This is a genomic window from uncultured Planktomarina sp. (genome assembly GCA_943788425.1).
Lineage (GTDB): Bacteria > Pseudomonadota > Alphaproteobacteria > Rhodobacterales > Rhodobacteraceae > Planktomarina.
Map to the genome: position 1 here is coordinate 1 of CALSQF010000003.1, position 25,405 is coordinate 25,405.

23 protein-coding genes and 1 pseudogene are annotated in these 25,405 nt (G+C 49.4%); 9 read left to right on the top strand and 15 right to left on the bottom strand.

Translation table 11 applies throughout. The features are described from left to right. Positions 1–4 precede the first annotated feature (4 nt). From ABLW18_RS02550 to ABLW18_RS02575, 6 genes are read right to left on the bottom strand one after another with little or no spacing between them, the layout of a single operon-like run. Complete coding sequence (locus ABLW18_RS02550) at positions 5–436, bottom strand: hypothetical protein (RefSeq protein WP_044049485.1); 432 nt, start codon at positions 434–436, stop codon at positions 5–7. A gap of 1 nt (position 437) precedes the next feature. Continuing rightward, positions 438–1,622, bottom strand: a complete 1,185-nt coding sequence (locus ABLW18_RS02555) for an OsmC family protein (RefSeq protein ID WP_044049486.1) — start codon at positions 1,620–1,622, stop codon at positions 438–440. 40 nt (positions 1,623–1,662) lie between these two features. After that, on the bottom strand, positions 1,663–3,300 hold the full coding sequence (locus ABLW18_RS02560; protein ID WP_347823314.1) for a sulfatase-like hydrolase/transferase: 1,638 nt from the start codon (positions 3,298–3,300) through the stop codon (positions 1,663–1,665). Between the two features lie 5 nt (positions 3,301–3,305). Beyond that, a complete protein-coding gene (locus tag ABLW18_RS02565) occupies positions 3,306–4,064 on the bottom strand; it encodes an SDR family oxidoreductase (protein ID WP_044049488.1) in 759 nt (252 codons plus the stop codon). Between the two features lie 18 nt (positions 4,065–4,082). Further along, on the bottom strand, positions 4,083–4,901 hold the full coding sequence (locus tag ABLW18_RS02570) for a glutathione S-transferase family protein (RefSeq protein WP_236631403.1): 819 nt from the start codon (positions 4,899–4,901) through the stop codon (positions 4,083–4,085). After that, positions 4,898–6,334, bottom strand: a complete 1,437-nt coding sequence (locus ABLW18_RS02575; RefSeq protein WP_044049490.1) for an aldehyde dehydrogenase family protein — start codon at positions 6,332–6,334, stop codon at positions 4,898–4,900. Before ABLW18_RS02575 ends, ABLW18_RS02570 begins: the two co-directional genes overlap by 4 nt. Positions 6,335–6,552: 218 nt before the next feature. Between ABLW18_RS02575 and ABLW18_RS02580 the strand changes: the two genes are divergently transcribed. After that, a complete protein-coding gene (locus tag ABLW18_RS02580) occupies positions 6,553–7,341 on the top strand; it encodes a GntR family transcriptional regulator (RefSeq protein ID WP_044049491.1) in 789 nt (262 codons plus the stop codon). 572 nt (positions 7,342–7,913) lie between these two features. Then, a complete protein-coding gene (locus ABLW18_RS02585) occupies positions 7,914–8,114 on the top strand; it encodes a hypothetical protein (RefSeq protein ID WP_347823315.1) in 201 nt (66 codons plus the stop codon). 175 nt (positions 8,115–8,289) lie between these two features. Here ABLW18_RS02585 and ABLW18_RS02590 read toward each other — a convergent pair whose 3' ends face one another. The 4 genes from ABLW18_RS02590 to ABLW18_RS02605 are packed head-to-tail and all read right to left on the bottom strand — an operon-like array spanning position 8,290 to position 11,648. Next, a complete protein-coding gene (locus ABLW18_RS02590; RefSeq protein ID WP_347823316.1) occupies positions 8,290–9,177 on the bottom strand; it encodes an amidohydrolase family protein in 888 nt (295 codons plus the stop codon). Next, positions 9,174–10,229, bottom strand: a complete 1,056-nt coding sequence (locus ABLW18_RS02595; RefSeq protein WP_347823317.1) for a 4-oxalomesaconate tautomerase — start codon at positions 10,227–10,229, stop codon at positions 9,174–9,176. The genes ABLW18_RS02590 and ABLW18_RS02595 overlap by 4 nt, the downstream gene beginning before the upstream one ends. Then, the gene (gene ligK / locus ABLW18_RS02600; RefSeq protein ID WP_347823318.1) at positions 10,222–10,914 is read right to left on the bottom strand and encodes a 4-carboxy-4-hydroxy-2-oxoadipate aldolase/oxaloacetate decarboxylase; all 693 of its coding nucleotides are present in this window, start codon (positions 10,912–10,914) and stop codon (positions 10,222–10,224) included. The genes ABLW18_RS02595 and ligK overlap by 8 nt, the downstream gene beginning before the upstream one ends. Then, positions 10,914–11,648 carry a PIG-L deacetylase family protein gene (locus ABLW18_RS02605; protein ID WP_347823319.1) on the bottom strand — a complete coding sequence of 245 codons (735 nt, stop codon included), beginning with the start codon at positions 11,646–11,648 and terminating at the stop codon, positions 10,914–10,916. Before ABLW18_RS02605 ends, ligK begins: the two co-directional genes overlap by 1 nt. 159 nt (positions 11,649–11,807) lie before the next feature. On the opposite strand from ABLW18_RS02605, the gene ABLW18_RS02610 reads away from it, so the two are divergent. The 7 genes and pseudogenes from ABLW18_RS02610 to ABLW18_RS02640 all read left to right on the top strand — a co-directional run bounded on the left by ABLW18_RS02610 (position 11,808) and on the right by ABLW18_RS02640 (position 17,645). After that, on the top strand, positions 11,808–12,992 hold the full coding sequence (locus tag ABLW18_RS02610; RefSeq protein ID WP_347823320.1) for a LysR family transcriptional regulator: 1,185 nt from the start codon (positions 11,808–11,810) through the stop codon (positions 12,990–12,992). Between the two features lie 226 nt (positions 12,993–13,218). After that, entirely contained in the window at positions 13,219–13,623 is a 405-nt protein-coding gene (gene ligA, locus ABLW18_RS02615) for a protocatechuate 4,5-dioxygenase subunit alpha (protein ID WP_347823321.1), read from the top strand. Further along, complete coding sequence (locus ABLW18_RS02620; RefSeq protein ID WP_347823322.1) at positions 13,623–14,492, top strand: class III extradiol dioxygenase subunit beta; 870 nt, start codon at positions 13,623–13,625, stop codon at positions 14,490–14,492. Before ligA ends, ABLW18_RS02620 begins: the two co-directional genes overlap by 1 nt. Then, a complete protein-coding gene (locus ABLW18_RS02625; RefSeq protein ID WP_347823323.1) occupies positions 14,489–15,436 on the top strand; it encodes a Gfo/Idh/MocA family oxidoreductase in 948 nt (315 codons plus the stop codon). Before ABLW18_RS02620 ends, ABLW18_RS02625 begins: the two co-directional genes overlap by 4 nt. Before the next feature lie 92 nt (positions 15,437–15,528). Then, positions 15,529–15,705, top strand: a pseudogene (locus tag ABLW18_RS02630) (IS6 family transposase); the annotation flags it as partial. A 334-nt stretch (positions 15,706–16,039) separates the two neighbouring features. Beyond that, entirely contained in the window at positions 16,040–16,966 is a 927-nt protein-coding gene (locus ABLW18_RS02635) for a DMT family transporter (RefSeq protein WP_347823324.1), read from the top strand. A 334-nt stretch (positions 16,967–17,300) separates the two neighbouring features. Then, complete coding sequence (locus ABLW18_RS02640; protein ID WP_347823325.1) at positions 17,301–17,645, top strand: HGGxSTG domain-containing protein; 345 nt, start codon at positions 17,301–17,303, stop codon at positions 17,643–17,645. A gap of 594 nt (positions 17,646–18,239) precedes the next feature. Here ABLW18_RS02640 and ABLW18_RS02645 read toward each other — a convergent pair. From ABLW18_RS02645 to ABLW18_RS02665, 5 genes are all read right to left on the bottom strand, one after another. After that, positions 18,240–20,015 (bottom strand): DNA polymerase, encoded by a 1,776-nt coding sequence (locus tag ABLW18_RS02645; RefSeq protein ID WP_347823326.1) that lies wholly within the window; start codon positions 20,013–20,015, stop codon positions 18,240–18,242. Further along, positions 20,015–20,605: a hypothetical protein gene (locus ABLW18_RS02650; protein WP_347823327.1), complete on the bottom strand. Its 591-nt coding sequence runs from the start codon at positions 20,603–20,605 to the stop codon at positions 20,015–20,017. Before ABLW18_RS02650 ends, ABLW18_RS02645 begins: the two co-directional genes overlap by 1 nt. 105 nt (positions 20,606–20,710) lie before the next feature. Next, on the bottom strand, positions 20,711–20,923 hold the full coding sequence (locus tag ABLW18_RS02655; protein ID WP_347823328.1) for an AlpA family phage regulatory protein: 213 nt from the start codon (positions 20,921–20,923) through the stop codon (positions 20,711–20,713). A gap of 768 nt (positions 20,924–21,691) precedes the next feature. Continuing rightward, complete coding sequence (locus ABLW18_RS02660) at positions 21,692–22,849, bottom strand: integrase arm-type DNA-binding domain-containing protein (protein ID WP_347823329.1); 1,158 nt, start codon at positions 22,847–22,849, stop codon at positions 21,692–21,694. Between the two features lie 1,377 nt (positions 22,850–24,226). Next, positions 24,227–24,976 carry a MipA/OmpV family protein gene (locus tag ABLW18_RS02665; protein WP_271551771.1) on the bottom strand — a complete coding sequence of 250 codons (750 nt, stop codon included), beginning with the start codon at positions 24,974–24,976 and terminating at the stop codon, positions 24,227–24,229. Between the last annotated feature and the right edge of the window lie 429 nt (positions 24,977–25,405).

Sequence of the window (25,405 nt, forward strand, 5' to 3'; positions counted from 1 at the left end):
CTGCTTAATTGCCCGTTTGAGAGCTTTTCTTAAGGCGCTTCCAAACCACCACACAGGCCAGAATTTCAATCGCAACTACGACAACATGCATACCAAAATCCATCGCCGGACTAGCAGGTGCATTTGCAATCGGGAAGAGTGGATCGATAATCGTCTCAGTGCCTTCGCGTAGAATGTTCATGAAAAGCACCACAAGGAATTGCCGCGCATTTTGCGTGATCATAACAAAGATCGACGCTGCAGCCATAGTTAACGTGCGACCACCCATCTCATAGACAAGATTCAAATCAGGCGTCCCATTGACCGTGACACCTGTTGCAGCAAGCAGATCATGATCGAAGAAATACATGTAGACCTGACCGAGCATGATCAAAGTCAGCAGAACTTGAAGGACGTTTACCCAGATCGGAATGTCTGATTTCAGGAACTTTTGCATTTTATGCAATCCGTTTAATCTTGAGCTTTGTCTTCAAATCCGTCTTGCAGAAGGCGTGCAGAAAGCACGTCTTCTCTGAAATATCGAGCATCTCTTGCGCGGTTGCATCGCTCTCAGAGGTTTCAAGATAGACATGTGTTTCAATCGGATCCGCACTACCTGCTTTGCCAGTGCCACCGCTCGCGCCACCTAGGCTAAAGTGCGTGTCCTGCACGATGCGGTAATCAGGTAAGTCGAGTTTCAGCATCGACACGAAGCGTCCGAACTGCGTCATAAAGCAAAAGCCGATGCCAGCAGAGATCAGAGTATTCGCATCTGGTGCGCGGCCATCTTCTGAACTGAGTAGCATGAACGATGTTCCATAGGGCGAGTATTGCATCTGCTGGATTTGCTTAATTCCATCCTTTCGCAATTCAGCCACCGCACCAATATTTAGACGTCGGTTCTGCTCATCACTCAGGGAAGACGCGTTGGTCGCAGTACCACCGCTTACATCTTTTTTTGGTGTTGGTCCAACCTTGGTCATCAAGCCATCTGTAGCATCCGTAGGCATCGCTTTGGCAAAATGATCGCCGGGGTCAGGCAGTATCGTGCCGCTAAATTCAAAAGCATTGGCGGTCGCTAGCTCTGAGCCGTTTTTGCTCAACTTAAACAAGCTCTCAATCTGCCCACGCATCAAGCCATTGAGTGGAGATGCATAGGTAGCGTTCACCAAAAAATCATTCAATGCAGCATCATCGAGATCACAATCAATCTCGACTTGTAGCTCAATATTTTCCGCTCCACCTACCATGGTACGCTTCATCATTGAGCCTTTCATAGTATAGTAATTATCCTGAATAAGCTTGAGCTTACGGATCTCAACACCCTGTTGTTCAGCTAGCGCTATGATTTCGTTCATGTAACTTGCAGCCATTCCGCAAGACAGAAACGCAAGTGGGCAGCAAGCCGCGTCATGGCCATTCAAGTACTGTCCTTCATCACTTACAAAACGCCATGTGTCGCCGGTCTTGGCAGAGCGCACCAAGGCCTCTTTCTGGAAACCACTCAACGAGCGCACCCATGTTCGATCCGCATCGCCTATGCGATTTTCAGGTGCTTGAATTCCAATCTCATCTGCATTTGCAACTTTGAAGAACGGTGTTTGAGTGCTTCTTCCAATAATATCTTCGCCAAGATGTGCCATCAGTCGAATTCCTTCTAGAAACCTTATTATTAGTGTTGGTTTAGTGTGCTTTTGGCCCAGATTCGAAATCAGGAGCCGTTGCTGGAGGCTTTACGTCCTCTTCATTCCAGTACCCGATAAGCACGCCAAACTTGTCCTCAAGACCGACCATTTGCTCCGCCCGTTCTTCTGATACGGTTTCGCGTTGGCGATACTGTAAAGACCAGTCAGCTAAAGCGTAGTGCATATATTGCCGGGCATCTGTGTGATCATCTGAGTTTCCCAAATCGACAAATTCGTCTGGGTCATTTGTTAGATCAAACAGAATTGGCAAAAATCCGGGTGCGTGGATGTATTTCCATCGATCATTCTTGATCATATAGATCCGGCACTCGAGCGGTGCGCGACCTGTCTTTGGGCTGAAGGACTGTTGAAAATAATCATATTCACTAACAACGAATTCGCGCCACGGCACGTCATTCCCTTGCAGTAAAGGCATTAGGGAACGACCATCAAGAATGTGCTTAGGCACAGCTCCACCAGCATACTCGATAAACGTCGGCACAAGATCAATTGCTTCAACAGGTGCGTTCTGCACACTACCGCGCGTATTGTCACATGACGGATCAGGGTCGGAAATGATAAGTGGGACTTTAACGGCAGGATCGTGGAAAAAATCTTTGTCCCCCATCCAGTGATCACCAAAATATTCTCCATGATCTGATGTGAACACAATCATCGTGCTCTTCATAAGATCCTTTTTTTCCATGAACTCGAAAAGTATGCCAAGTTGATCATCTATTTGTTTGATCAGCCCCATATACGCAGGTATCACAGTCTCGCGGGCCTCTTCCCTGGAGAAAGTTTGCCCGCAAATCCGTTCTTGGAAGTGCTGTGCAAGTTGGTTGGTATTTTCGCGTTCTGTTTCAGACCTGTGAACATCCTGAACATCCGCCGCTGAGTACATATCGTTGTAGGGCGCAGGTGCAATGTAGGGCCAGTGTGGCTTGATATAACTCAGGTGAAGACACCATGGCTTTTCGCCATCGTCTTCTTCGATAAATTGCATTGCGCGGCGGGTCATATAGGGTGTTTCGGAGTCTTCTTCACTTACCCGCGCTGGCAGTTGCGCGACATCATTGAAGAATCCTGAACGGATTTCGCCCCTGCGCTCAACCGAGTTCGCAGCCCAATGCCAAGGGTTCTCGTGGTCGTCATAGCCGCGTTCTTTGAGGTAATTATTATACGCAACATTCGGCTTCAAAACCAGGTCGGGATGGATACCATCATCACGCTCATAAGGTTCGAACCCGATTTGTGAATGATGCACACCGATCGGGCTCGCTGGGTCAATGCCGAGACGTTTCATCCCTTCTTGATCAGGGATCATGTGGGTCTTGCCTACTAGAACTGGGCGAATTCCCAAAGGCTTGAGATGGTCGCCAATGTTAAGTTCTCCCACGCGCAAAGGTACGAAATTGGCGGTCGCCCCATGATTAGATGGATAGCGCCCCGTGTATGTACTCATGCGACTTGGGCCGCAAATCGGAGACTGCACGTAAGCATTAGAAAAGCGAACACCGCGCTCTGCGAGAGAGTCGATGTTGGGCGTGTGCAAGGTCTTGTGACCTGCACAGGATAGGTAATCATAGCGCAATTGATCGCACATGATGAAGAGGATGTTCTTGCGCTGGGACATAAGGTTTAAAGGTTCACCTTGCCGCCATCGACGTTGATCGTCTGACCAGTGATAAAATCGCTGTCAGATGTGCACAAAAATATGAGCGTTCCAAGAAGATCTTCGGGCACCATTTCGCGTTTGATCGAACGGGAATCAACGGTGGGAGCGCGTGCGCGATCCCATTTTTTGTTGTCGCGAATAGAGCTGCTTTCGGTTAGGCCAACGGCTATTGCATTGATTTGAATATTCTTTTCACCAAGTTCGCGCGCATGACCACGGGTCAAACCGATAACAGCGGCTTTGGATGCGGTGTAATGTGATAGGCCAGGAGGGCCATAATAGAACGTACCAGAGGCGATGTTGACAATCTTGCCACCACCCGCGCGTACCAGCGCAGGAAGCGCAGCTTTAGTCGATTGGTGAATTGAGCGCGCGTTGATTGTCATAACCTTATCAAATTCGTCATTATCGATCTGGAAAAACGGTTTCAGTTCCAAGTTTGCAAAGAGACCTGCGTTGTTGACAACGATGTTGAGCGCACCAAATTCTTCTTCAGCTTTCGCGACCATCGCATTCAGATCATCATCTGATGTTACATCCACAATCATACCAACGGCACGGCCACCCTCTGCAGCGTTGATCTCGGCCACCACCTCTGCTGGGTCAAGAATGTCAGTCACCATGACGTTGGCCCCCTCATTGGCCAATTTTTTCGCATATTCCGCGCCAATGCCGCGCGCAGCACCAGTGATTGCGGCTGTTTTTCCAATTAGTCGGCCCATGTCAGCCTCCTCTATTTCCTAGATTTCAATTTCAAGAATCTTAGCAACTTCTGGCCAGCTTTTGATCCCGTTCTCACGCAGATCATTCGTGAGATCTTCGGGCACCCAGTCGATAAAGCAAGGTTTGAAATTCTCACGCGCTTCGATGGCCTCGAACCAGCGCTCCACATTGGGCAAACGTCCACCTTCCCACATGCCGCGCATCGACATCATTGCAAGACGATTGATGTAGGGTGTCAGCGCGATGTCAGCGATGGAGAATTTATTGCCAACCAGCCAATCATTACCAGTCAGCGCTTTGTCCATCTTGTGCAGATAGCTGTCGTAAAGTTTAACTTTTCCCAACGCTCCAGGTGCCTCAAAGCCTTGGCGCACGATAGCATCTTTGAAACTCTTCCAATCAGATGTGACAGAAAAATCTGGTGTGGAGGCAAGGAATTTATTTGCTCCTTCTTTACCAAGCTTGCGCAAAACTGTGTGGCGGTGCGAACATAAAAACGTCATCGCGCCACAAGCAGGATGCAGATCCTCATCCACCGCTTTGGTCCAATAGCGCGCCTGCGCGCGCTCCCAAGGATCTTTGGGATGAGTAGAATTTTCTGGTGCAATTTGATCGAGGTATTCGATGATCACAGTACTGTCTGGGATAACCAAGTCATCATGCACAAGTGTTGGCACAACCGACTTCGCATTGATCTTTTGATACTCGGGTGTGAATTGCTCACCTGCAAGAATATCGATGTAAACACCTTCCCATTTCATGCCTTTTTCCGCCATCGCAAAGCGAACCTTAGCAGCGCATACTGATGATCCGTGATGATAAAGTGTAAAAGTCATAATTGCACCGTAACCCATTTGAGTTCTGTCATTGCTTCCATGTCTGCGTCCGTGCCTTCGCGACCTACGCCGCTTTCGCCATTTCCGCCAAAGGGCACATGGGCCTCGTCGTGAATGGTTGGACCATTTATGTGGCACATGCCCGCTTTGGAATTACGCACGAAGTGGAAAGCTTTGTCGATGTCTTTGGTGAATATCGCAGATGATAGCCCATATTCAGTGTCGTTCGCTTTTTCCAATCCTTCCTCGTAGTTCTCAATTGGATAGATCGCAGTGACTGGGCCAAATGTTTCCGTTTGGCAAACAGTCATGTCCTCCGATACCTCTGTGAGCAAAGTCGGCTGGCACCGATTACCTTCCCATTCGCCGCCGATCACATTTGCACCTTTGGCGCGCGCGTCGTCGATATGGCTTTTTATTCGTTCTCGTTGTCGTGGCGAAATTATTGGCGCGATAACAGTATTCGGGTCGCGCAGATCGCCCATACCAAGTTTGCGGATGATCATCGAGAAACGCTTTACGAATTCATCGTATAAAGGTCGTTCCACATAGAAACGGCTCGACGCTATGCAGGCTTGTCCTGCGAACATAAAGACAGAGCGCGCGGCAAGCAGCATCACGTTGTCCAAGTCGGCATCTGCGAGGATTATCGTGGGGCTTTTACCGCCCAATTCCAGCGTGTTCGGCGTTTTATTCTTGGCGCAGATCTCGTTGATATGCTGACCCACCAACGTTGAGCCTGTGAACGTCAAAAAATCGATATCTTTGTGGCCGGTCAGATCATCGCCAATCTCTGCGCCCATGCCTGTTACCACATTATACACACCATCGGGGATACCAGCTTCTTCAACGATCTCCGCGAAGATCAAACTCAGATGAGGGGCCATTTCAGAGGGTAGATGGACAACCGTGTTTCCGACCGCCAAGGCATTGGCCACCAAACGTGTAGTCTTTATCAGTGGCACATTAAACGGTGTGATCACTGCGACAACACCAAGCGGTTCACGGATGGACATCGAGAACGTACCGGGGCGATCAGATGGGATCGTCTCGCCACGCACATTGCGACACAAACCGGCGGCGGCACGGATCATCGTCAAGCCTTTAGTGAATTCAAACATTGCCTTTTGCACGGGTGAGCCGATCTCGTCGATCAAGCAATTTACCAGATCTTTCTGACGCGCTTCCATGATTTCTGCGACCCGCAAGAGCCAGCGCTCGCGCTCGGTTGGCGTTGTTTCTTTGTAAGATGTGAAGGCTGCCTTTGCTGCCGCCACTGCATTGAAGATATCTTCGGTCGTTCCTTTCGCAGCAAAAGCATAATGCGAGTCGTCAAGAGGGTTAAACACTTCGAACATTGCACCAGCCGCTGCATCGACCCATTGCCCTGCAATAAAGTGCTTCAAGGATTTACTGTCTGTCCCACCATCCATGAAAAGGCTCCTTTTGCCGCGCGTTACTTGGCATGGGTCTGAACTTTATAACCGGTTTGGGATCCCAAAAAAAGAGCAGGCCACAGCTTCACGCTAGATTCTGTGTATTGAAGCCTATACAATTACCATTATGGATCCCAAATCAAGCACAAAATTTTAAAATCGATAAGTTTTGGTCGCAATGTTGACTTTGGGATCCCAATAGGCTGAATGGGCCTATGGAATCTATTGATACAGAACTTGCAGCGCGAATTCGCAATGACATCGTGCTCGGCAATTATGGTGAAGAAGAACGCATCTCCGAGGCGCGCTTGTGCGATACCCACAAGGTTTCTCGCACGCCGGTGCGCCTTGCTCTTCGTATGTTAGAGCATGAAGGGCTCATTCGACGCAGCGAAGGGCGCGGCTATTTTGTTAACGCACCAAATGTAAATGACGTCTTGCAAGCAGTGCAGGTACGCGGCCACCTCGAAAGCCTCGCCGCGCGGCTCATGGCGCAATCGCCTGATCGACTCAGCACACTTCCTATCTTGGAAGCGGCGATTGAAGAGATCGATAGGCTTATTTTAGTGGGCAAGATGGATCACGCTTCAATTCGCTTAATACAAAAACAGAATGCAGTGTTTCACAAAACGATTTTGGAATGTTGCGGCAATGATTTTATCGGCTTTACGTGTAGTCGTATCAGTCACATGCCGATGCTAGAGGTTGGGGCCATGGTTTTCGATCGGCAAGTTCTGTCCACAAAGGAGGGCAAGGAGAGGAGCAACTTCCGCCTTAAACTTGGAAATTCACAACATAAAGTGATCTTTGAGGCCATTCAAAAGGGCGACGCTGTGCGAGCCGAAGGCGTTATGCGCGAGCATTCGAACACTATGATTGAATACATTCAGGTTTTTGAAAAGCGCACAAAAGAAGAGCTTACAATCAAAGATTTGATCGACTATTCTGGCCTCAGTGTTATGCGCAAAGAGCATGACACGACTGGGAAAGAAAAATCTCTGTAGCTAAGTAAGATATACTTCTTTTTTGCTGCTTGAGTAACCTGTTCACTTCTTCAGAGTAGTAGAGGCAGTCAGCGAATACTCCCTTTAGAGTTGGCTCATTGCTGTGAGTTGGTGATCGAGCAAACTACTTTAACCCTATTGGTCATCATATGTTTTAAGACATAGGGCATTTCGACTTTGAATGCTCATCGCTCATCTGTGGTTATGTAAGCAGCGGATTTGACGTGCTGCAAGCGCCTTAGCCTCATGGCCAAGAGGTATATCGTCTCGGCACACTATTTTTAAGCCTTTTTAAAACACCACAACAAAAACGTCATCGACGTTGAGGCAATCGTAGAATCTGATCGCAAAGTTGTGCGTGCACCGCAGATGTGAAAGATGAGAATTAGCAAACTTAGGCAATGATATGCTGAGAAAAAGAGATGTTTTGGGCAACTTACTCAGCTAATAAACGTGGTCCTGGCGGAACTCACGGAATATGAGATCATTTTGCCGCTGCACACTGCAATGGCCGCTCGTTTGCAAAACACTGCCAATCAGAATTCGGCAATGCTCCAGAAATCGTCACCGCGATGATTAAGAGCTGCCTGAAGCAGATCGAGCCTGTTGATGATGAAATTGTCGAACTGGATATCAAGATCAAGAAAGGTGTTTTGCAGAACCCTGAGGCTAGCGGATTTTGGGGTATGACAGACAAAGAACAAGATTATGAAACTCAAATCGCCACCCAGCCTGGGGCTAAGATACCAATGGCACTAATAGGAGAAAGTTAAGCAGCCGTAGTCTTGGGCATTTCGTGGCCGGTCTGCACTCATGGGTTACTTCGTCACACGCATCCAAAAGTTACAAGAACCAGGAGGTTTGCACCCATGATCTATTATTAATTTCGCGGATCAACATGTAGCCTGGCTGTACCTTGGGATCTTTGATTGGCAGCTTTAACCCCAGTTAGGTCGTCCAATACAATCGCATGGGATTTGTAACCAACAACTTGTGTATCTGTTCTTGTGTGCGGGCGATGCGTGGAATGTAGTCCACCAGAGCGCCGTCATCTGGCATATGCGATTTCATGTTTGGGTGCGGCCAATCCGTGCCCCAAAGAACGCGGTCTTCAAAGCGATCAACGATGGCTTGGTAATAGGGCACAACTTCGTCATAGGATGCACCTCTCGTCGTCAATCGTTCGGGACAGGTTACTTTGGTCCAAATATTTTCATTTTTGGTCATAAAGTCTATGAACCGCGTAAAATCCGGATGATTGACTCCTTTGGTGACGTCAGGCCGGCCCAGGTGATCGACCACAACGATGCCGGGCAGTTGTTTTAGAAACGGCTCAAGTTCTTCCAGATCGGTGGCCTCGAAGTAGACCACGATCGACCAGCCAAATTCTTGAATTTTCTCGGCGATCGCAATAAAGGCTTCCTTGGGCGTAGCATCTACCAGACGCTTGACGAAATTGAACCGCACTCCACGAACGCCAGCATCATGCATTTCAGCCAACTCTTTATGTGTGATATCTGCACCAACGCTTGCGATACCGCGCGCCAAATCACCGCCCACCCGGCAGGCATCGACCATCGCGCTGTTATCCTTGCCATGGCATGTTGCCTGTACGATGACATTGCGTGAAAATCCAAGGTGGTCGCGCAGGGCAAACAGGTCGTCCTTGCTTGCGTTGCAGGGGGTGTATTTCCGTTCAGGTGCAAAAGGAAATTCTGGTGACGGACCAAATACATGGCAATGGGCATCAACTGCGCCACCGGGCAGAACAAAGTCGGGTATCTTCGGATTCGGATGAAAGACCAGCCAATCGGTATCCATTTTCTGCTTGGTCATACAAATACCTTTCCATCCATCAACTTGCGCATGGTGCGCAGGATTGCGGTCTCGACAACCGCTCCACTCTCATTCAAAGTCGCGACAACAGTCATTTCACCAGTGGGGTGTTCGACCGAAATTTTGCGTTCATGTCCATGCCCTGTTTGCGCCAAATCGTAAGCCGGCGTGCCCTCAATTAGGCACGCAGTAGCAACGCTGACCGCGCCCAGAACACCAATTGTCTTATGGCATCTGTGAGGAATAAATGTACGCGTTGATATGGCACCGCCATGCTGTGCCGCACTAACCATCGTCATCTTTGGTACTGTTTTTTTGGACACGTCGCCGAGGTTCATCAGCGTGCCGCAAGCCAAGCGGACTTTTTCTAGCTTTTTGCGCAATATCGTATCAGATTCCAAGTCTACAGGCGCTTCCTGGCCTGTGATCCCTAAATCAGCGGCACGCATCACGACGCAGGGCATGCCATTGTCGATCATTGTGACCTCGATGCCTTCTATCACATCAACAGCATTGCCTGTGGGCAGCAATGCGCCACAGCTAGATCCAGCCGTGTCCTGAAAGGTGAGTGACACTGGAGCAGCTCTCCCGGGCACCCCGTCGATTTGTGCTTCACCTTCGTAACTGACAACGCCATCAGGCGTCTGCACTTTTGCGATCGCAATCTGGCCAGTATTCTCCATATAGATGGACACGTGTGTCTCACCATTATCGGCAGCAACAAGCCTGCGTTCGACTGCAAAAGGTCCAACACCGGCCAGAATGTTTCCGCAGTTCTGCGCATCTGTCACGATGGGTCGATCTACAAATACCTGCAAAAACAGGTAATCTACATGGACACCAGAACGCGTCGATTTACGCACTATCGCCACTTTGGACGTCAGCGGATCTGCCCCGCCCATCCCGTCAATCTGGCGCACATCAGGGGATCCCATCGCCCGCAGCAATGCTGCATCACGTTCCGCCAGGTCGGTGGGTAGATCATCCACTAGAAAGTATCCGCCTTTCGAGGTGCCACCCCGCATCCACATGCATGGTATGCCATCAGACATATTTAAGGCCCTTTTCTGCCAACCTTCCGCGCATGTCATAGATATCCAGGCCCAATTCACCCGCTTCAAATTTGGCGCGCTTCACCGATTCATTCGTTTCTCGCGCTTGTGCTTTCACCAGAACTTCAGCCGCTTCTTCTCGCCGTACAACACAAACTCCGTCATCATCCGCCACGATGATATCACCAGGATTAACCAACGCATCCGCGCAAACGACTGGTACGTTCACAGAACCCAACGTTTCCTTAATTGTGCCTTGGGCATGCACCGATTTGGACCAGACTGGGAAATTCATTTCTGTCAAATCGCGGATATCGCGAACGCCCGCATCGATAATTAATCCTCTACAGCCTCGCGTGATGGCCGAACTGGCCAACAAATCACCAAAGTAGCCCGAATTGGAAGGCGTGATTGTGCCCAAAACTAACACGTCACCCGCCTGCAACTGTTCAATCGCTACGTGAATCATCCAGTTGTCACAAGTCGGCGCAAGGATTGTCACAGCAGAGCCTGCAATACGTGCACCGGCATAGATTGGGCGTATGTAGTCCGCCAGCAAACCTTTGCGCCCTTGCGCCTCGTGTACGGTCGAAACTCCGCAGGCTGCAAGCCCGTCAATCACTGAAATTTCAGCACGATCAATATTCTGGACGACAATGCCGGTGGTACCTGGCTGGTAGCTCATTACAACTCATCCACAGTACTGGGAAACACGGTCTCGAACCCTTCGGCGTATTTGGCGGCGATACCGCCTGCTTGCCCACCTGAGTTGCGGCGGAAGTGGTTGGCGCGGTTTTCAGCCACGTTCTTGTAGAAGCTCCATAGGTGTTCCTGACCCTGCATGCACTGGATCGCAGCCCACTTTTTGTCCCAGACATCCGTGATGTTGAGAAAGGTTGTTGGTTTCCATTCCATCTGCTCTGATTGATGGGGTTCAAACAGATACAACTGTGGTGCGCCTAAAACTTTTTCGCCAGGGTTATGGCCCCAGGCTTGTGCAATCATCCGGCACTGTAATGCAAACTGCGTCGTGTGCATGTGGTCCGTATTGTAAGGGTCCCACTTGGAATGAGACATCATGAATTTGGGCTGTACTTCGCGGATCACATCGACCATGCGGTCTTGCGTGTTGCGTTCCAGATCAAGGGGATAGTCGCCCACATCAAAAAAACGTATGTCGTTAATACCCAACGCAACAGCTGCATTTTCTGCCTCTTTGCGCCGCTCGGTTTTCACCTTCTCCAGTGTCATTCCTTTTTGTTTCCAGAGCTTAGCGCTTTCTCCACGCTCTCCATAAGACAGACAAACAACAGTGACTTCATAACCTTTAGCTTGGTGCAGCGCGATGGCACCACCAGCACGCCAGACGAAATCTGCGGAATGCGCGCTGATGACCAGTGCAGTTTTTTTGTCGGACATGGTGTGAAGCCTCTCTGCTTGTCTTCCAATCGGTCATGCAGACCTTTTGCGATCGTACTTACCTTGGATGTTCTTGAATTGCCTATTTCGAATTCAGTCTTTAAAATAGGAAAAAGCTATAGGGACGATATGCAAAGTAGTTTTCCAAACATTCGGCACATGCGTGTTTTTGTTGAAACGGCTCGTACAGGATCAGTTTCTACGGCTGCAGAGCTGTGTCATTTGTCGCAACCCGCCGCCACTCAGGCCGTTGCCAGTATTGAGGCTAATTTCGGCACGGCGCTGTTGATACGCAACCGTCAGAGATCAACCCTGACATCGTGCGGGATACATGTAGAATACCGAACAAAAGCCGCCCTGAAACATTTACGGGATGGGGCAAGAAATGCTCTGCGTGAAGCGGGTCACAAGGCTGTGCGCCGTCAAACTTTTGAGCTAGCAGTAACCGCTTCTCAATTGCGTAATTTAATCGCGATTGCGAATACTGGAAGCTTTACAATGGCAGCCCGCTCACTGGGGTTATCCCAACCAACCGTTCATCGTACGGCACGCAACTTGGAGGCTGTAGCAGGCTTGCCATTTTTTATCGCTCGCCCCTCTGGTGTCCATTTAACGGCCGCAGCAGATGCTTTCATGCGGGGGGCCAAATTGGCACAAAGTGAGCTGAGGCAAGCCGTGGAGGACATCAGCCGAGAAACTGGCAAGGAACGCGGTACATTTGTTCTGGGTAGCCTACCATTGGCCCGAACGGCCATTGTTCCTAAGGCTCTTCATGCGATGGTTAGCACAGTCGAAGGGTTCCAAGTGCGTGTTGTCGAGGGACGGTATGCAGAGCTCCTGCGGTCTTTGCGTGAAGGCGATATTGATTGCTTGATCGGAGCGCTCAGAGACCCAATCCCTGCAGACGATATTGAACAAGAATTACTGTTTCAAGATGCTTTAGCCATCGTTGCACATCCCCGCCATCCTTTGGTGGACCAGCGCATGGTCACGCTTGGCGACACGGTTAAATTCCCTTGGATAGCTCCTCCCAAAGAAACGCCAGCCGGCCAGTATTTGTTCGATACGCTACAAATTGATAAGCGCGCGCAATCTCCTGTACGTGTGGTTTCTTCGTCTATGGCTGTGTTGCGGGGTGTCCTTGCAGAGGGGCCTTACGTTTCAATAGTCTCACAGCACCAAATCAACCTGGACGAGGCATTGGGCACCATCGCGGTTTTGGATGTGCCACTTTCAGGCCATGTCCGTGACATTGGACTGACCTACCGCCGCGACTGGACCCCGACCGAAACCCAGTCACTGTGCATTGAGTATCTGCGAGATTTCAGCAAATTAGTACGCTAAATTTGAGCTAGGCTCTGAATGCAATATAGCTTTTTCTAATATTAGTTCGATCAAATGAATTGGCCACAAAGCGCAACGCACTGCTATGCTTAGAGGCAAACCAGCCGGCGAACTGACCTTTAAAATCTGAGACATCAATACCGACGCAATTGGAAGAGCAAGACCCGCGCAGGCTTTTGCAACAGGACTTAAAAAGAAGACGTCACCCAACACGAAGGAACAGCACATGGGTTTGAATAAGGACTACGAAGACATCCCCGGCACCTTTGTTTTTGATGCCGACAGAGGGCGCGAGGGGTATCAACTCAATCAGTTCTGCATTTCACTGCGCAAGGCCCCCAACCGCGAAGCCTTTGGTGCGGATGAGGGTGCATATCTGGATAAATACAAGATGACCGAAGAGCAGCGACAAGCGGTGATTGATCGTGACTGGAACCAATTGCTCGAACTGGGTGGAAACATCTACTACACAAGTAAGCTTGCGGCAAATGATGGAATAAATTTTCAACAGCTTGCAGGCCTAATGACGGGCATGGGCAACGAGGCATATCGCGCAATGATGATCGCCGGAGGGCGTTCGCCCGAGGGCAACCGGTATCAGCACGAATGGGACGAAAAGGGAGAAGAGTAATGGCGCGTATTACCGCAGGCGTGGGGTGTTCCCATGTGCCCGCAATTGGCGTGGCGATGGACAGTGGCATCACCAAACAATCCTATTGGGAGCCAGTGTTTGAAGGTTTCGAGAAATCTCGTGAATGGATGAAAGCACAAAAAGCTGACGTGGTATTCCTAGTCTACAACGACCATTGTACTGTCTTTGATGCGACCTGCATCCCTACCTTTGCACTTGGATGCGCACCAGAATTTGCACCTGCGGATGAAGGGTGGGGCCCCCGCCCGGTACCTGTTGTCAAGAACCACCAAAGGCTCGCAAGCCACATTGCGCACTCGTTGATTTTGGATGAATTTGATATCACCATCATGAATGAGATGGAGGTCGACCATGGTTTGACTGTTCCGATGTCTGTGATGTTTGGGGACAAGGGTATCGACGATGAATGGCCTTGTTTGGTCATCCCCTTGTGCGTCAACGTTGTGCAATACCCCGCACCCACAGGGAATCGGTGTTACAATCTGGGCAAAGCGATCCGCCGCGCAGTCGACAGTTTCGACGAAGACCTTAATGTGGTGGTCTTTGGCACTGGTGGAATGAGCCATCAGCTTCAGTATAAACGTGCAGGATTGATCAACAAGGAATGGGACACTCAATTCTTAAACCGTCTGACGTCAGACCACGTCGCACTATCTCAGACGCCGCACATCGATTATCTGCGTGAGGCAGGATCGGAAGGCGTGGAAATGGTGATGTGGCACGTCATGCGCGGCGCACTCGACGATGACGTCGAGGAAATACACCGCCACTATCATGTACCCGCATCAAATACGGCGGTCGGGCATATCATTCTAGAGAACAAAAAAGATCAGAAGGCAAAAATATGAAAATTTGTGTAGCTGGGGCTTATGGTGCCTTTGGAACAAAACACTTGGACGCGCTGAGTGCTATTGAAGGGGTCACTGTCTCGGCCGTGATGGGGCCAACGCAATCCAAGATTTATGCGCTCGCAGCCGAGCGCGGGATCGGTTTTGCATCTACTTCACTTGAAGCCTGTATCGCGCGTCAAGATGTGGATGCTGTAGTTTTGGCCACCCCTACACAGATGCACGCAGACCAATCTATAGCTTGCATGAAGGCGGGAAAACCCGTTTTGATCGAAATCCCGATGGCCGATTCTTTGCAAGACAGTCAGCGGATTTGTGATGTCCAGAAGGCTACAGGGACGTTGGCGATGGCAGGTCAAGTACGCCGTTTCAATCCGTCACACCAGTGGATCCGCAACAAGATTGATGCGGACGAATTGAAGATCCAACAGATGGACGTGCAGACATTTTTTTTTCGCCGATCGAATATGAATGCCAAAGGTGAGCCGCGCAGCTGGACGGACCACTTGCTGTGGCATCACGCCTGTCACACGGTTGATTTGTTTCAATACCAAACGGGCGAGGTTGTGTCAGAATGTTATGGCCTGCAAGGGCCGAAACATCCCGTTTTGGGCATTGCAATGGACATGTCTATCGGGATGAAAACGCCTTCTGGTGCAATTTGTAGCCTGTCTTTGTCGTTCAATAACGACGGACCTTTGGGAACATTCTTCCGCTATATTTGCGACAACGGGACCTACATCGCGCGATATGACGATTTGTTTGACGGACGTGAAAACCAAATCGACCTCAGCAATGTGGCAGTATCAGACAACGGTATCGAGTTGATCGACCGGGAGTTCCTCGCAGCTATCCAAGAGGGCCGTGAACCAAACGGGTCAGTGCACGATACGCTAAATGCGATGCGCACGTTGGATCGCATTGAAAAGTCTTTCGATTTTTAGGGATATTACCAGACAGGGAATTTTACATGTCTGAGAGGTACTGTCAGATTAAACTTAGTCGAAGCGGGCAGGCGGATTTATGGCTTGCCTAAATGACAAAACACCCCCCATTTAGGTACTTTAAAACGAGCCTTGAGATCATCCGCTTGGCTGTGATGCTTTATGTGTGGTTTCCGCTCTCATTCCGTAATGTGGAAGATCTTTTGCACGAACGAGGCATTGAGATCAGCCACGAAACAGTTCGGTTTTGGTGGAATAGATTTGGTCCGATGATAGCAGAAGTTCGTTGCCGTCCACTCTTCAGTCCACAACCATTTCAATCAGGATCGCCATTTCTATTCACGAGACAATTTCAAGCTCAATCGAACCGCCGCTCATACTGAGTGGCGCCAACTATTGAGCGCATAGATTTAGGCTGTGGCAGCAATCTGATGCGTATTTTCATTATTTTGTGTGGGCAAACGCTGGTCCGAGTTTAAATATAAGTAGGCGTTGTCCATGAATGCCTCGACGGCAATGGCCAATCGTGCCAGGCTTGTTTGAGAAAAGAACCGTATAATATCGACTCAATGGCTTAGTCGGCTCGATGGAAAATGAGGGATCGTGGCAAAACAGTTGTACGGCATTCAAGGGGCAAGCGCATTTTGGAAACGTCAAACGCCTGTCATGCGCGGGATAGTGTTGATGTGCTTGTCCACGGTCGCATTTTCAATCATGCACGGACTGGTTCGCTTCGTCGCGGAGGTCCTGCCGCCATTTCAGATCGCCTTTTTCCGTAACATCTTTGGCTTGGCTTTTCTTTTTCCACTTTTGATGCAGTCTCGATTTGCTATTCTACGCACAAAGCGGCTTGGGTTGCACGCGCTGAGAGGCGTAATCAATATGGCCGCGATGTTAATGTTTTTCACGGCGCTCTCGATTTCACCGATTGCGAAGGTTACGGCTCTTAGCTTCACCGCGCCTATCTTTATGGCCATTCTTGCCGTTCTAATGCTGGGTGAGCGCTTTCGCATCTATCGCTGGGTGGCTATCTTATCGGGTTTCGTGGGCATGCTGATCATTCTGCGGCCGGGCCTAGCGGTTATAGACACGGGTGCGCTATTGGTCACCATGTCGGCAGCGCTTTGGGCTGTTGCGATGATCATTATCAAGATCCTATCACGTACAGAGTCGAGCCTAACTATTGTCGCTTATATGGGCATTTTCCTTGGGGGTTTCTCGATCGCTCCGGCGCTATGGGTTTGGCAGCCATTCGGGCTTGAGACACTGGGCTGGATGGTGTTGATTGGTCTGTTCGGCTCAATTGCGCAAATGGCAATTAGCCAGTCTCTCAAGGAAACCGATCCAACAGCAGTTATGCCGTTCGACTTTCTCAAGCTGATCTGGACCGCAATGATCGGTGCCTGGTTCTTCGCAGAGATCCCGGATATTTACACTTGGATTGGAGCAACCGTGATTTTCTTGTCTGGTTTCTTCATTGCGCTTCGTGAGCGTAGCGCGAAAGGCTGGCGTATTTCGGGTCCTTCCTAGCCATTAATGGGTCTTGCCAAACAAAACCATTTGAGACGGGCAGGGCCATTTTGTAACCCCATCTAATGACAAAAAACCCAGCATTTCGCTATATGAAACCTGGCCCGGGGTTCCTCGACCATCCCGCCTAGGCCCGAGGACTGGGAACCAATAGCCAGTCCACTATCGGATCATATATCACGCACCCACGTCTTGCTTATAGCGTTGCCGCAACACAGTTGGGCTTGGTTAGTTTTTCTCGGGCCGCGGTCCGTGGACCAAGCCACGCATGCCTAGCAAAGTCATCCAAGATGGGGTATAATAGAACCCCATAAACCGATGATATGTGAGCACAATGAAAGCTAATCCCAAACCATGGCTTTACGGCCCAAACTGGCAGGGTATTCGTTGCGAGGCCCGGACCCGCAGGGGTACTTTGTGCCAACGCCCCGCTAGACTCCCTGCGGGCCGCTGTAAGCTTCATGGAGGCGCGAGCACCGGTCCGAGGACCAAGGACGGTCTTGCACGACTCACAGAGGCTAGAACCAAACACGGGCTCTACACCAAAGAGAAACGGGCAGAAGCGCGGCGCTTTGCAGAGGAGGGGCGGCAGATGCGCGGCGAACTGAAGGAGCTGGAGTCTTGGTTCGTGGACCACGGTCATCTGTCCAAGAACTGGCGCAAAGATTGGGAACTTTAAACCGGTGATAGTAGACAATTACCGTGGGGGTTACTGCGGCCTTCCGCAGGGGCAAGCAGGGATGCCGCAAAGGGGTACCACCCAAACAAGTGCCGCGGTCCTGGGACCATGGGCCTATAATATTGGTGTGATGAATTCATAGCTGCGCAAATTCATTTGAGGTTTTGAGCTGTATGCATTGAGCTGACTTCAATCATTAACTGTATCTATTATGGAACTCTGCCATTTTTGGCCCAATTATAGCCAAGGGGATAACACCCTTGCGCCGCTTGAATTCAATGACATCCAGAGGAACTATTCGCTCTAAATGGTTCATAACCTTTTTGCGCCTGTCTAGTGTGGTGATACCGGCTGAATCCCAAATGGGTTTGCGCATCCCAATCGTGTCACCTTGGACAAGGCCTTGTATTTTCTGTTGTCGCAGTAATTCAAAAAATACAAGTAACCAGTCGGGACAAATCTCAGTACAGGCCTTTAAGTCTAATGACAGGTACCTTTGTGGTGACTTAATCGGCCTAAATGCCATCAGTATTATCCCTATTATATTATATATAAGTAAGAAGAGTAAGTTGCAGCGGGTGGGACGGTTCCGACCTAACTATGGGCCGGTTTCGGCCTTTCTTTGACCCTGAGCATATCAAGCAAAGTCATTACTCTGCTGAACATTACCTCGCCCCTCTCGTCCATATATCGGTCAGGGTAGCGCACGATGTCTGCGTCGACGCGGCAAGCGTAGCCTTGACCCATGACAATCTCCGACGCATCGACCATAAGTTTGGTGGTTTTAGCAATCACATCGATCTCTTCTGCGAGTGCGAACCGTACCAGAAACGCGTCGTGGATGGGACAGCAAACTTCTACGCCAGCTTCCGTCAACATGCAGGCCGCCAACCTCATGATATCCGCACCCGTTGACTGCATCGGCCAGTTTAGCAAACTTCTGTCGTTTGGGTCCGGATCCCCGCGCAGCTGGATCTTCCAGCCAAGCGGTGTAACCAACGGCTCACCCATCAGGGCGTGCATTTGATTAGCCTCTGCCCACTTCCAGAATACGCGGTAGGTCATCTTGTGGCTGTTGAGCAGTCCATTAGCCTCTACTCTATGGATGCCTGCCCCAAGCGCGAGAGCCTCTGCCCCCATGCCATAGCCCACGCCCAAAACGATTTGTTTGCAGCGGTTGCGAACCTCTTTGTGGCTCGCCTTGGTGGCACCCTCCGGCGCAAGTCCAGCTTGGATTGCAAAAGCCATATAGGGGTCACCAGACTCGTAGGCTTGCCACATCTTCGGATCACCACTTAAAGCGGCTGCAATTGCAATTTCCTGACTTGAATAATCGACATATGCCAACCCATAGCCTTCCTCAGGTTTGATGAGCGACCTCAACCAAGCAGAATTACCAAATATAAACTTGGTGGTTGATGGTTGGTTGCGACCGGTTTTGGCGGCGAAGGGGCTAATCAGGGTACGGTTTCGCCCATCTGCTCCTATATGTAGCTTCAACGTTCGCATCTGAGCTAGAGTGACGCGCAATTCGTGTAGCGCCGCCACTTGGGTATGGGACTTCGACATTTGACGAAAGGTTGCCTCGTCGAGTTTTAACTTGCCGTTATCAGTTTTGGGCCATGGGATAGCCTGTGCAGCGACCCAGCCGTCAAACTTTGCTTGTTTGAAGGTTGAGCCCTCATAGATGCAATACTCCTGATCAACAGCTTCAATTAGCTGGAGGCACAATTCAGGCCAATACAGCATTAGACCAGCGAACAGTTCTGTATCCACTGGCGTTCCAGAAAACTCCATCTTCGCTACTGCAACAGTGTAGCGGCCGCGCAGTAGAGCTTGGGTGAGGGCAAGTTGGTCCGTTGCAATCTTTGGCCACATTTCCCTGAAAAGGTTACCGGTAATTTCGACATCTTCGGCGCAGTATTCAAGAATGTCAGTCTGCTGCTCAGCGGACGAAGGTCTGCCCGACATTATTAGATTACGCATGTCAGTCTTGTGGTTGGTATCCATTGTGGCTACGCCGAAAGCGCCCGCTGCGGCGAGCAGCCCATATCCAGATCTCGTAGCGTAGCCTACAGCCCCATTCGTCATCCGGCGATATTCTGGATAGAGATCAATGATGCGGGTAGGGAGGTCCCAACCAAGGCTCAGGAAGCAGTTCCACTCAGCCGAAGCAAAGTAGGCCACATATAAATACTTTGGCCCAAGTGGGAGGGGACATTGCATCCCCTCTTCTACCCACAAACGTGTCTGGCCGCCCGTTTTCAAAGACTTTGTAACCATACAAATGGGACGCTGCCGCTCCCCGTCTGCTGCGACAAACTCAAAGTCGAGAGCGATTACATCTTTATAGAGGTCCAGATAATTCATCATTCGTACCCCAATAACCGCTGGATCACGGGATGGTTCATATCGCGGATAATGCGCTCCTCGCCAAAACCAAGTTTGATAAGTTCACTAAGCGGAAGGTCTGGCCAATCGGGCTCGCTATCTGAGGAACTGGTGTGAATGGTGTATGCCCCTTCGGCCATATTGGCTGACATCCGCACCCACTTCGTTTCTGACAACCGTAGGGCTTCTAACGCGCTGGTGTTCCATAGGTTGTTGCGTTGGAACCCGTCTTCAGCTTGGCGGGGAGCCAGCCATAAGAAGGGGGTGCCCATCTTATCAACGCATAGCACTAGTAATTTTGGCTTGGTTTCCTCAACGAGCGCCTCGGTAACAGCGGGCATTACAAGGAATTCTTCTTTCATCATCCCGCTGTTATACTCAATGATGTTAACCGGCAGCCTGTAAGTGGGTTCAGCGTGTGATCTGAAAAAGGCTGACTTCTTTGGCTTGCTAGTGAGTATATGGGTAAACTCCCTTCGAATACCGTCACCACTGCCATCCATTGTGTTTAGTGCACGAAACTGTGCGGGATCGAATGGATCAAGTTTCTTTTTGGGGTCCGTCGTCATATTTATGTTCCTCATCATTGAGGCGCATGACCAGATCGGCTATACTCTAACGGTAACCTGAAAATTACACGCTAAGTTAAACTCACGGTCATCGCGCCGTGAGTTTTAGTTTGTGTTGCCGTTCCGTGACGCGAGTTTACTCTCGATCCAACTGTCCACTTCAGACTGCAGCCAAGCGACCCTGTTGCCGCCAAGACGAATCCTGTTAGGAAATTTTCCAGATTTTTCTAGGCGCCAAATGTGGCTGGCCGAGTATGGTACTTGTTCCTGAACTTGGGGCAGGACGATAAATTTCTTAACGCTTGCGGTGTTGTCCATGGTGTTTCCTTCGCGGTTATAGACATGCAAACACCTTGGCCAAAATTTGAGCTATTTTCATCGGGGGAAACTCCCCCAGTTTATTAGTGAAACTATTTCAGTCATTTGATGGTAAAGTATTGAAAATTTCTTATTTTTTTACGTCGTGGGTTTGTTGTCTTCTGATAGCTTCGTCTGTGGACGTATTAATGCCCAAAGCCTTGAATAATGCTTCGAGGATTTGATGAAATGGTAGGTCACTCGCTATCCCATCTGCGTCTATAGTTTTTCCCTGTGGCACTGACATAGGCGGCGGCCAAAAAGGAAACTAAAACGCTCAAACGGTCTTTTGATGGTCGACCTTCTTTGGAGGACCCGATCAAGCGGTAGCCTCTCCTGTCTGATAGCGGCTTCATGTGAACGATGATGCGTTGGCGTAACTCTTGGGCTAATGCATTTATTCCAGACTTCATCTTCTTTATCAGGTAACGTCGGAAGACGGTTTTGCCCCTTCCAGAAGGTTCGATCCTTCCAGCAAACCCTTTGTAGTCGTACTGACATTTTCAAGTATGTTTAGCAGAGTGTAGTTGGGCTTCTGACATATCCGATTTATTTCCCTTAACTCTTTCGCAACCATGCTTGGTTCGTCTAAATCCAAATAAATCTCTATGGCAGAATATACTTGGTCTAGAAATTGGTTATAGTTATCTTCTGGAATGAGGTCTCTCACAGGCTCCATGGCTTGCAATAATTCTTCTCGGCTAAGAGCCGTTCTAGGCTTGGGCTCCCTTATTCATCTGCGACTAAATCCTCAATGAAATCGCCCCACCTCTGTAAGTGCGATCGCCGTTCTTCGAGATATTCTCCATGTTGGTAGATAGCAGCAACACCGCGTACCTGTCCGGTCACATGGTTCAATATTTTGTCTGCTATAACGGGGCTAATACCGAGCCTTTCAGTGCTGTGGGTGGCGAAGCTGCGGCGGAGATCGTGAAAGCGCCAATCGGCAACGCCACTGATAATATCAAGACGTTTTTTAACCTTACTAAAACCCGATACTGCCGTTGTTCCATTCGTGGTGAACAACAGGGTTTGTCCTTCGACCCTCGGCAAGGCTTGAATGATGTTCTGCGCCTGATCCGACAGTTGAATTTGATGGGACCTTTTATTCTTGGTTCTGCTTGCGGGCAGGTCCAACGTACCATCTGCAATCGAGACCTCACTCCAGCTGGCCTGAGAGACTTCTCTGAGACGTGCACCCGTTAACAGTAGCAGCTGGAATATAGGTCCCCATGGATAACCCATCTGTTTACATGCGGCCCAGATATTTTTCATCTCATCTAGAGTTAAAACACGATCACGGATTTTTTCTTTAGATGGTGGCCTGATGGCCTCTGCGGGCGATAGTTCGAGAATGTCTCGTTCCTTGCACCAAGAGAAGAAACGCTTTGTGAAAGCCAGAACCCGGTTAGCTGCCACTGGGCTGCCGGCATCTACGATCTTGTCGATTAGCCTGTTCACATCGCGCTTGGTTATAGATGCAACGGGCATAGGGCCGAACGCGGGCAGGGCGTGCTTATACATGGCGACCTTCACTTGATGAACGCTTTTGTTTTTAGCCTGATCCTTTTTAAGCCATTCATCGAGGACAACGCGGAACAGGTCCGTTCTTCTCTGCCCCGCTGTTTGCCCATCTGCCATATCAGCAAGCACGTCGGGGGCTTTCAGTCGGGCGAGGGCCAGTGGTACCTCTGGATACCTGCCAAAAGTAGTTCGTAGCATGCGCCCTTTGATGCGCCGCATCATGAACCAGCTCTTTGTTCCTGACGTTGCGACCCGCAAGCCCAAACCCCGCACGCTGGCGTCGAACAGGTCGTAACGCTTGTCGGCAGGCTTTGCCTTCCTGACTGCGAGTTCCGTTAGAGGTTGTTGTGCGAGCTTGGGCATGGAGAGCCTTGGGTTACATATGGGTTACAAAAAGCATACGCTTTGATGCAACGCCATGCAATGCTATGAGAGGTTATATTCCTGTAAGTAATCAAAAATATGAATAAAATGAATACCCATGCAATTCTATGAAAACAGGGGCCATGTAATTTGTAATCAGTAGGTCCGCGGTTCGAGTCCGTGTGGGGGCACCATATTAAGACACTATCAAACTGATAACATTAATTAATATATAAAAACGCTTTATCACGTTACGCTTGACGTTACACTTTTGAAATCGCACTAGCGACATAATGCATTCTGAGAATTACCTGTACAATCAAATTCCCTAAAGTCGCAGTCCTAAAGAGATTCGTGTATTGGGGTAGGGGCGGGTCAAATCTCTAAGTGGTGATTTCTGAACCGGCGTGTGTAACGCGTGTTGTCTGCGTTTACGGAAACTTTGTATCAATTCAATTTTAGGTTCGAGACTGTTGCTCACGCGCGCTGGCGCGCGAGGCGGCAATATTTAGGAGTTTTCATGCCGCTCTTTACCCTCTTTTTTGCTTTGCCGCAACGGTTTAGAAACTTTAAAAAGCTAAGTGAGCGGGTCCTTCTGGCACGACCGCCCTGCGGGTACGCGGAGTGCACGTATGCTTTCCAGTAACAGAAATTTATTATAGGGGGGTGTTTCATAATGGAGATTGATATTTCTACAATTTCAGAAATTGCAGTCCATCTTTAAATATCGCACAAAAATGTGCTAGAAATCATTAAAAAGTGGGTGGGTTTATTGTGTGCTGTCAGACAAATTAGAACGGCACTTTCACGAGAAACTAACTTGAGACGGGGCGGGCAGTTTCGTAGTCTCACCGTATGACAAAACGCTCTTCATTCAGGTACTTCAAAACGAGCCCTGAGATCACCCGGTTGGCGATGATGCTGTCCCCCCCTTTGGTTGACCATACCCGCTATATTTGCCACGCGCCCGCACGCCTGCGCGTCGGTGCAAACATGTTTGTTTTGGCATGCGGTTACGCGGCTATTTGCCTGCTGGCGCCACTCAGCTCCGCTGCAGGCGCTACGCAGGCTGGGTGTGGGGTTGAGGCTATCCGTGAAAGGCTGCAGGAACGCCACTTCTACTCATGCGACAATTTCCAGCTGAACCGTGCCGCTGCTCTCGCTGAGTGGCGTCAATTATTGAGTGCATAGATTTAGGTGCTACCAGCAATCTGATGGGTGTTCGCATTTGTTTGACACCTCCGTTTGAACCCATCCCCATTCATCTCGCTCGGCCAGTCTGATCCGCTACAGGCGCAACAGGGGCTGGGTCTGGGGTTGGGTTGGACGTGTGGGGCTGCAGGCACCCTCCTGCCTGCTCAGGTATAAATTAATTAATCAGAAATTATAATTTAATCCGATAACAACAGATGCTGAACTTTTGCGCTCAACAATTGGGCTGTTAACTACATTGCTGGGAAAGAAGTTGAAATTAACATTCGCAAACAAATCTACATGCTTATTGATCGGATGAAAGGTATTTATCGATAGATAGGGTAAAGTGGCACTACCGGGCGCATATCGAGTACGTTGATCAGAGACTTCACTGGAGTTCACGCCATAAAAATAGTTTGCACGCTTTCCATCATACCACTTAGCCCCTGCTGTAAAAATAATTGGCTGTCCATAAATTGGAAAGAATTGGCTAAGTGATAAGTCAGCTGTATTTCCATTGTGTTCTGTTGTGAGTTCATTTCCGATTGCCAACTTAGCTTTTAGCCCACGCGACATTTGATATGACACATTTAGAACACCGTCATAAAAGTTGCTTCTTTTCATCCCAGCTAAATCAGTCGAATAGCTGCTTTTATAGGGCCTAAGATTGGGCTTTATAGAAGCACCTATGCTGACTTTTCCATCATCAAAGAATTTGTAAGACAATCCCTTCTCAAAGCTAACTGAAATTTTTTCAGAATTGTAGCTGAGGGATGGCATGAAGGCTGATCTAGTTTTATCGTTAGAATATATTGAGCTACCAGCGACGGCAACTAACCCAATGGAAAAATTTGAATTCTCCTCAGCATGAGACGCGTTAACTGAAAAAATGACAGCCATTGACGCAGAAAATATTGACCAAAAAAGCTTCATTTATTTCATCCATTTATTTTTCCGTTGGACTACAAATAACGCTCTGGCTTCCAAATTCAAGACGATGCTGTACCCACAGGTTAAATGGTTTGGGTTTATAAAAACTTGCAATCGGCCGCCCAACCCTATCACCCTTATCGGCCACTCTCTTAGGGGTGGATTGACGTGTAACTCTATTATCTAAATAGCTGCGCCCCTGCATCACAGATTTCGCGTGGTTTGCTCTCACTCAGTGGCGTCAATTATTGAGCGCATAGGTTCAGGCTGCGCAAGTAATCTGATGCGAGTTCTCATTAGTCTGAGAGCTCTGAGCGGTCAATTGCTTGCGCTGTCAATTCCGAAATACTTGACTGTTAAAGCACATGCGTCATTGTGGAATCCATAGCCCATTGGGGCACAGGTTTATTCATGTGATGGACGGTGGAATGC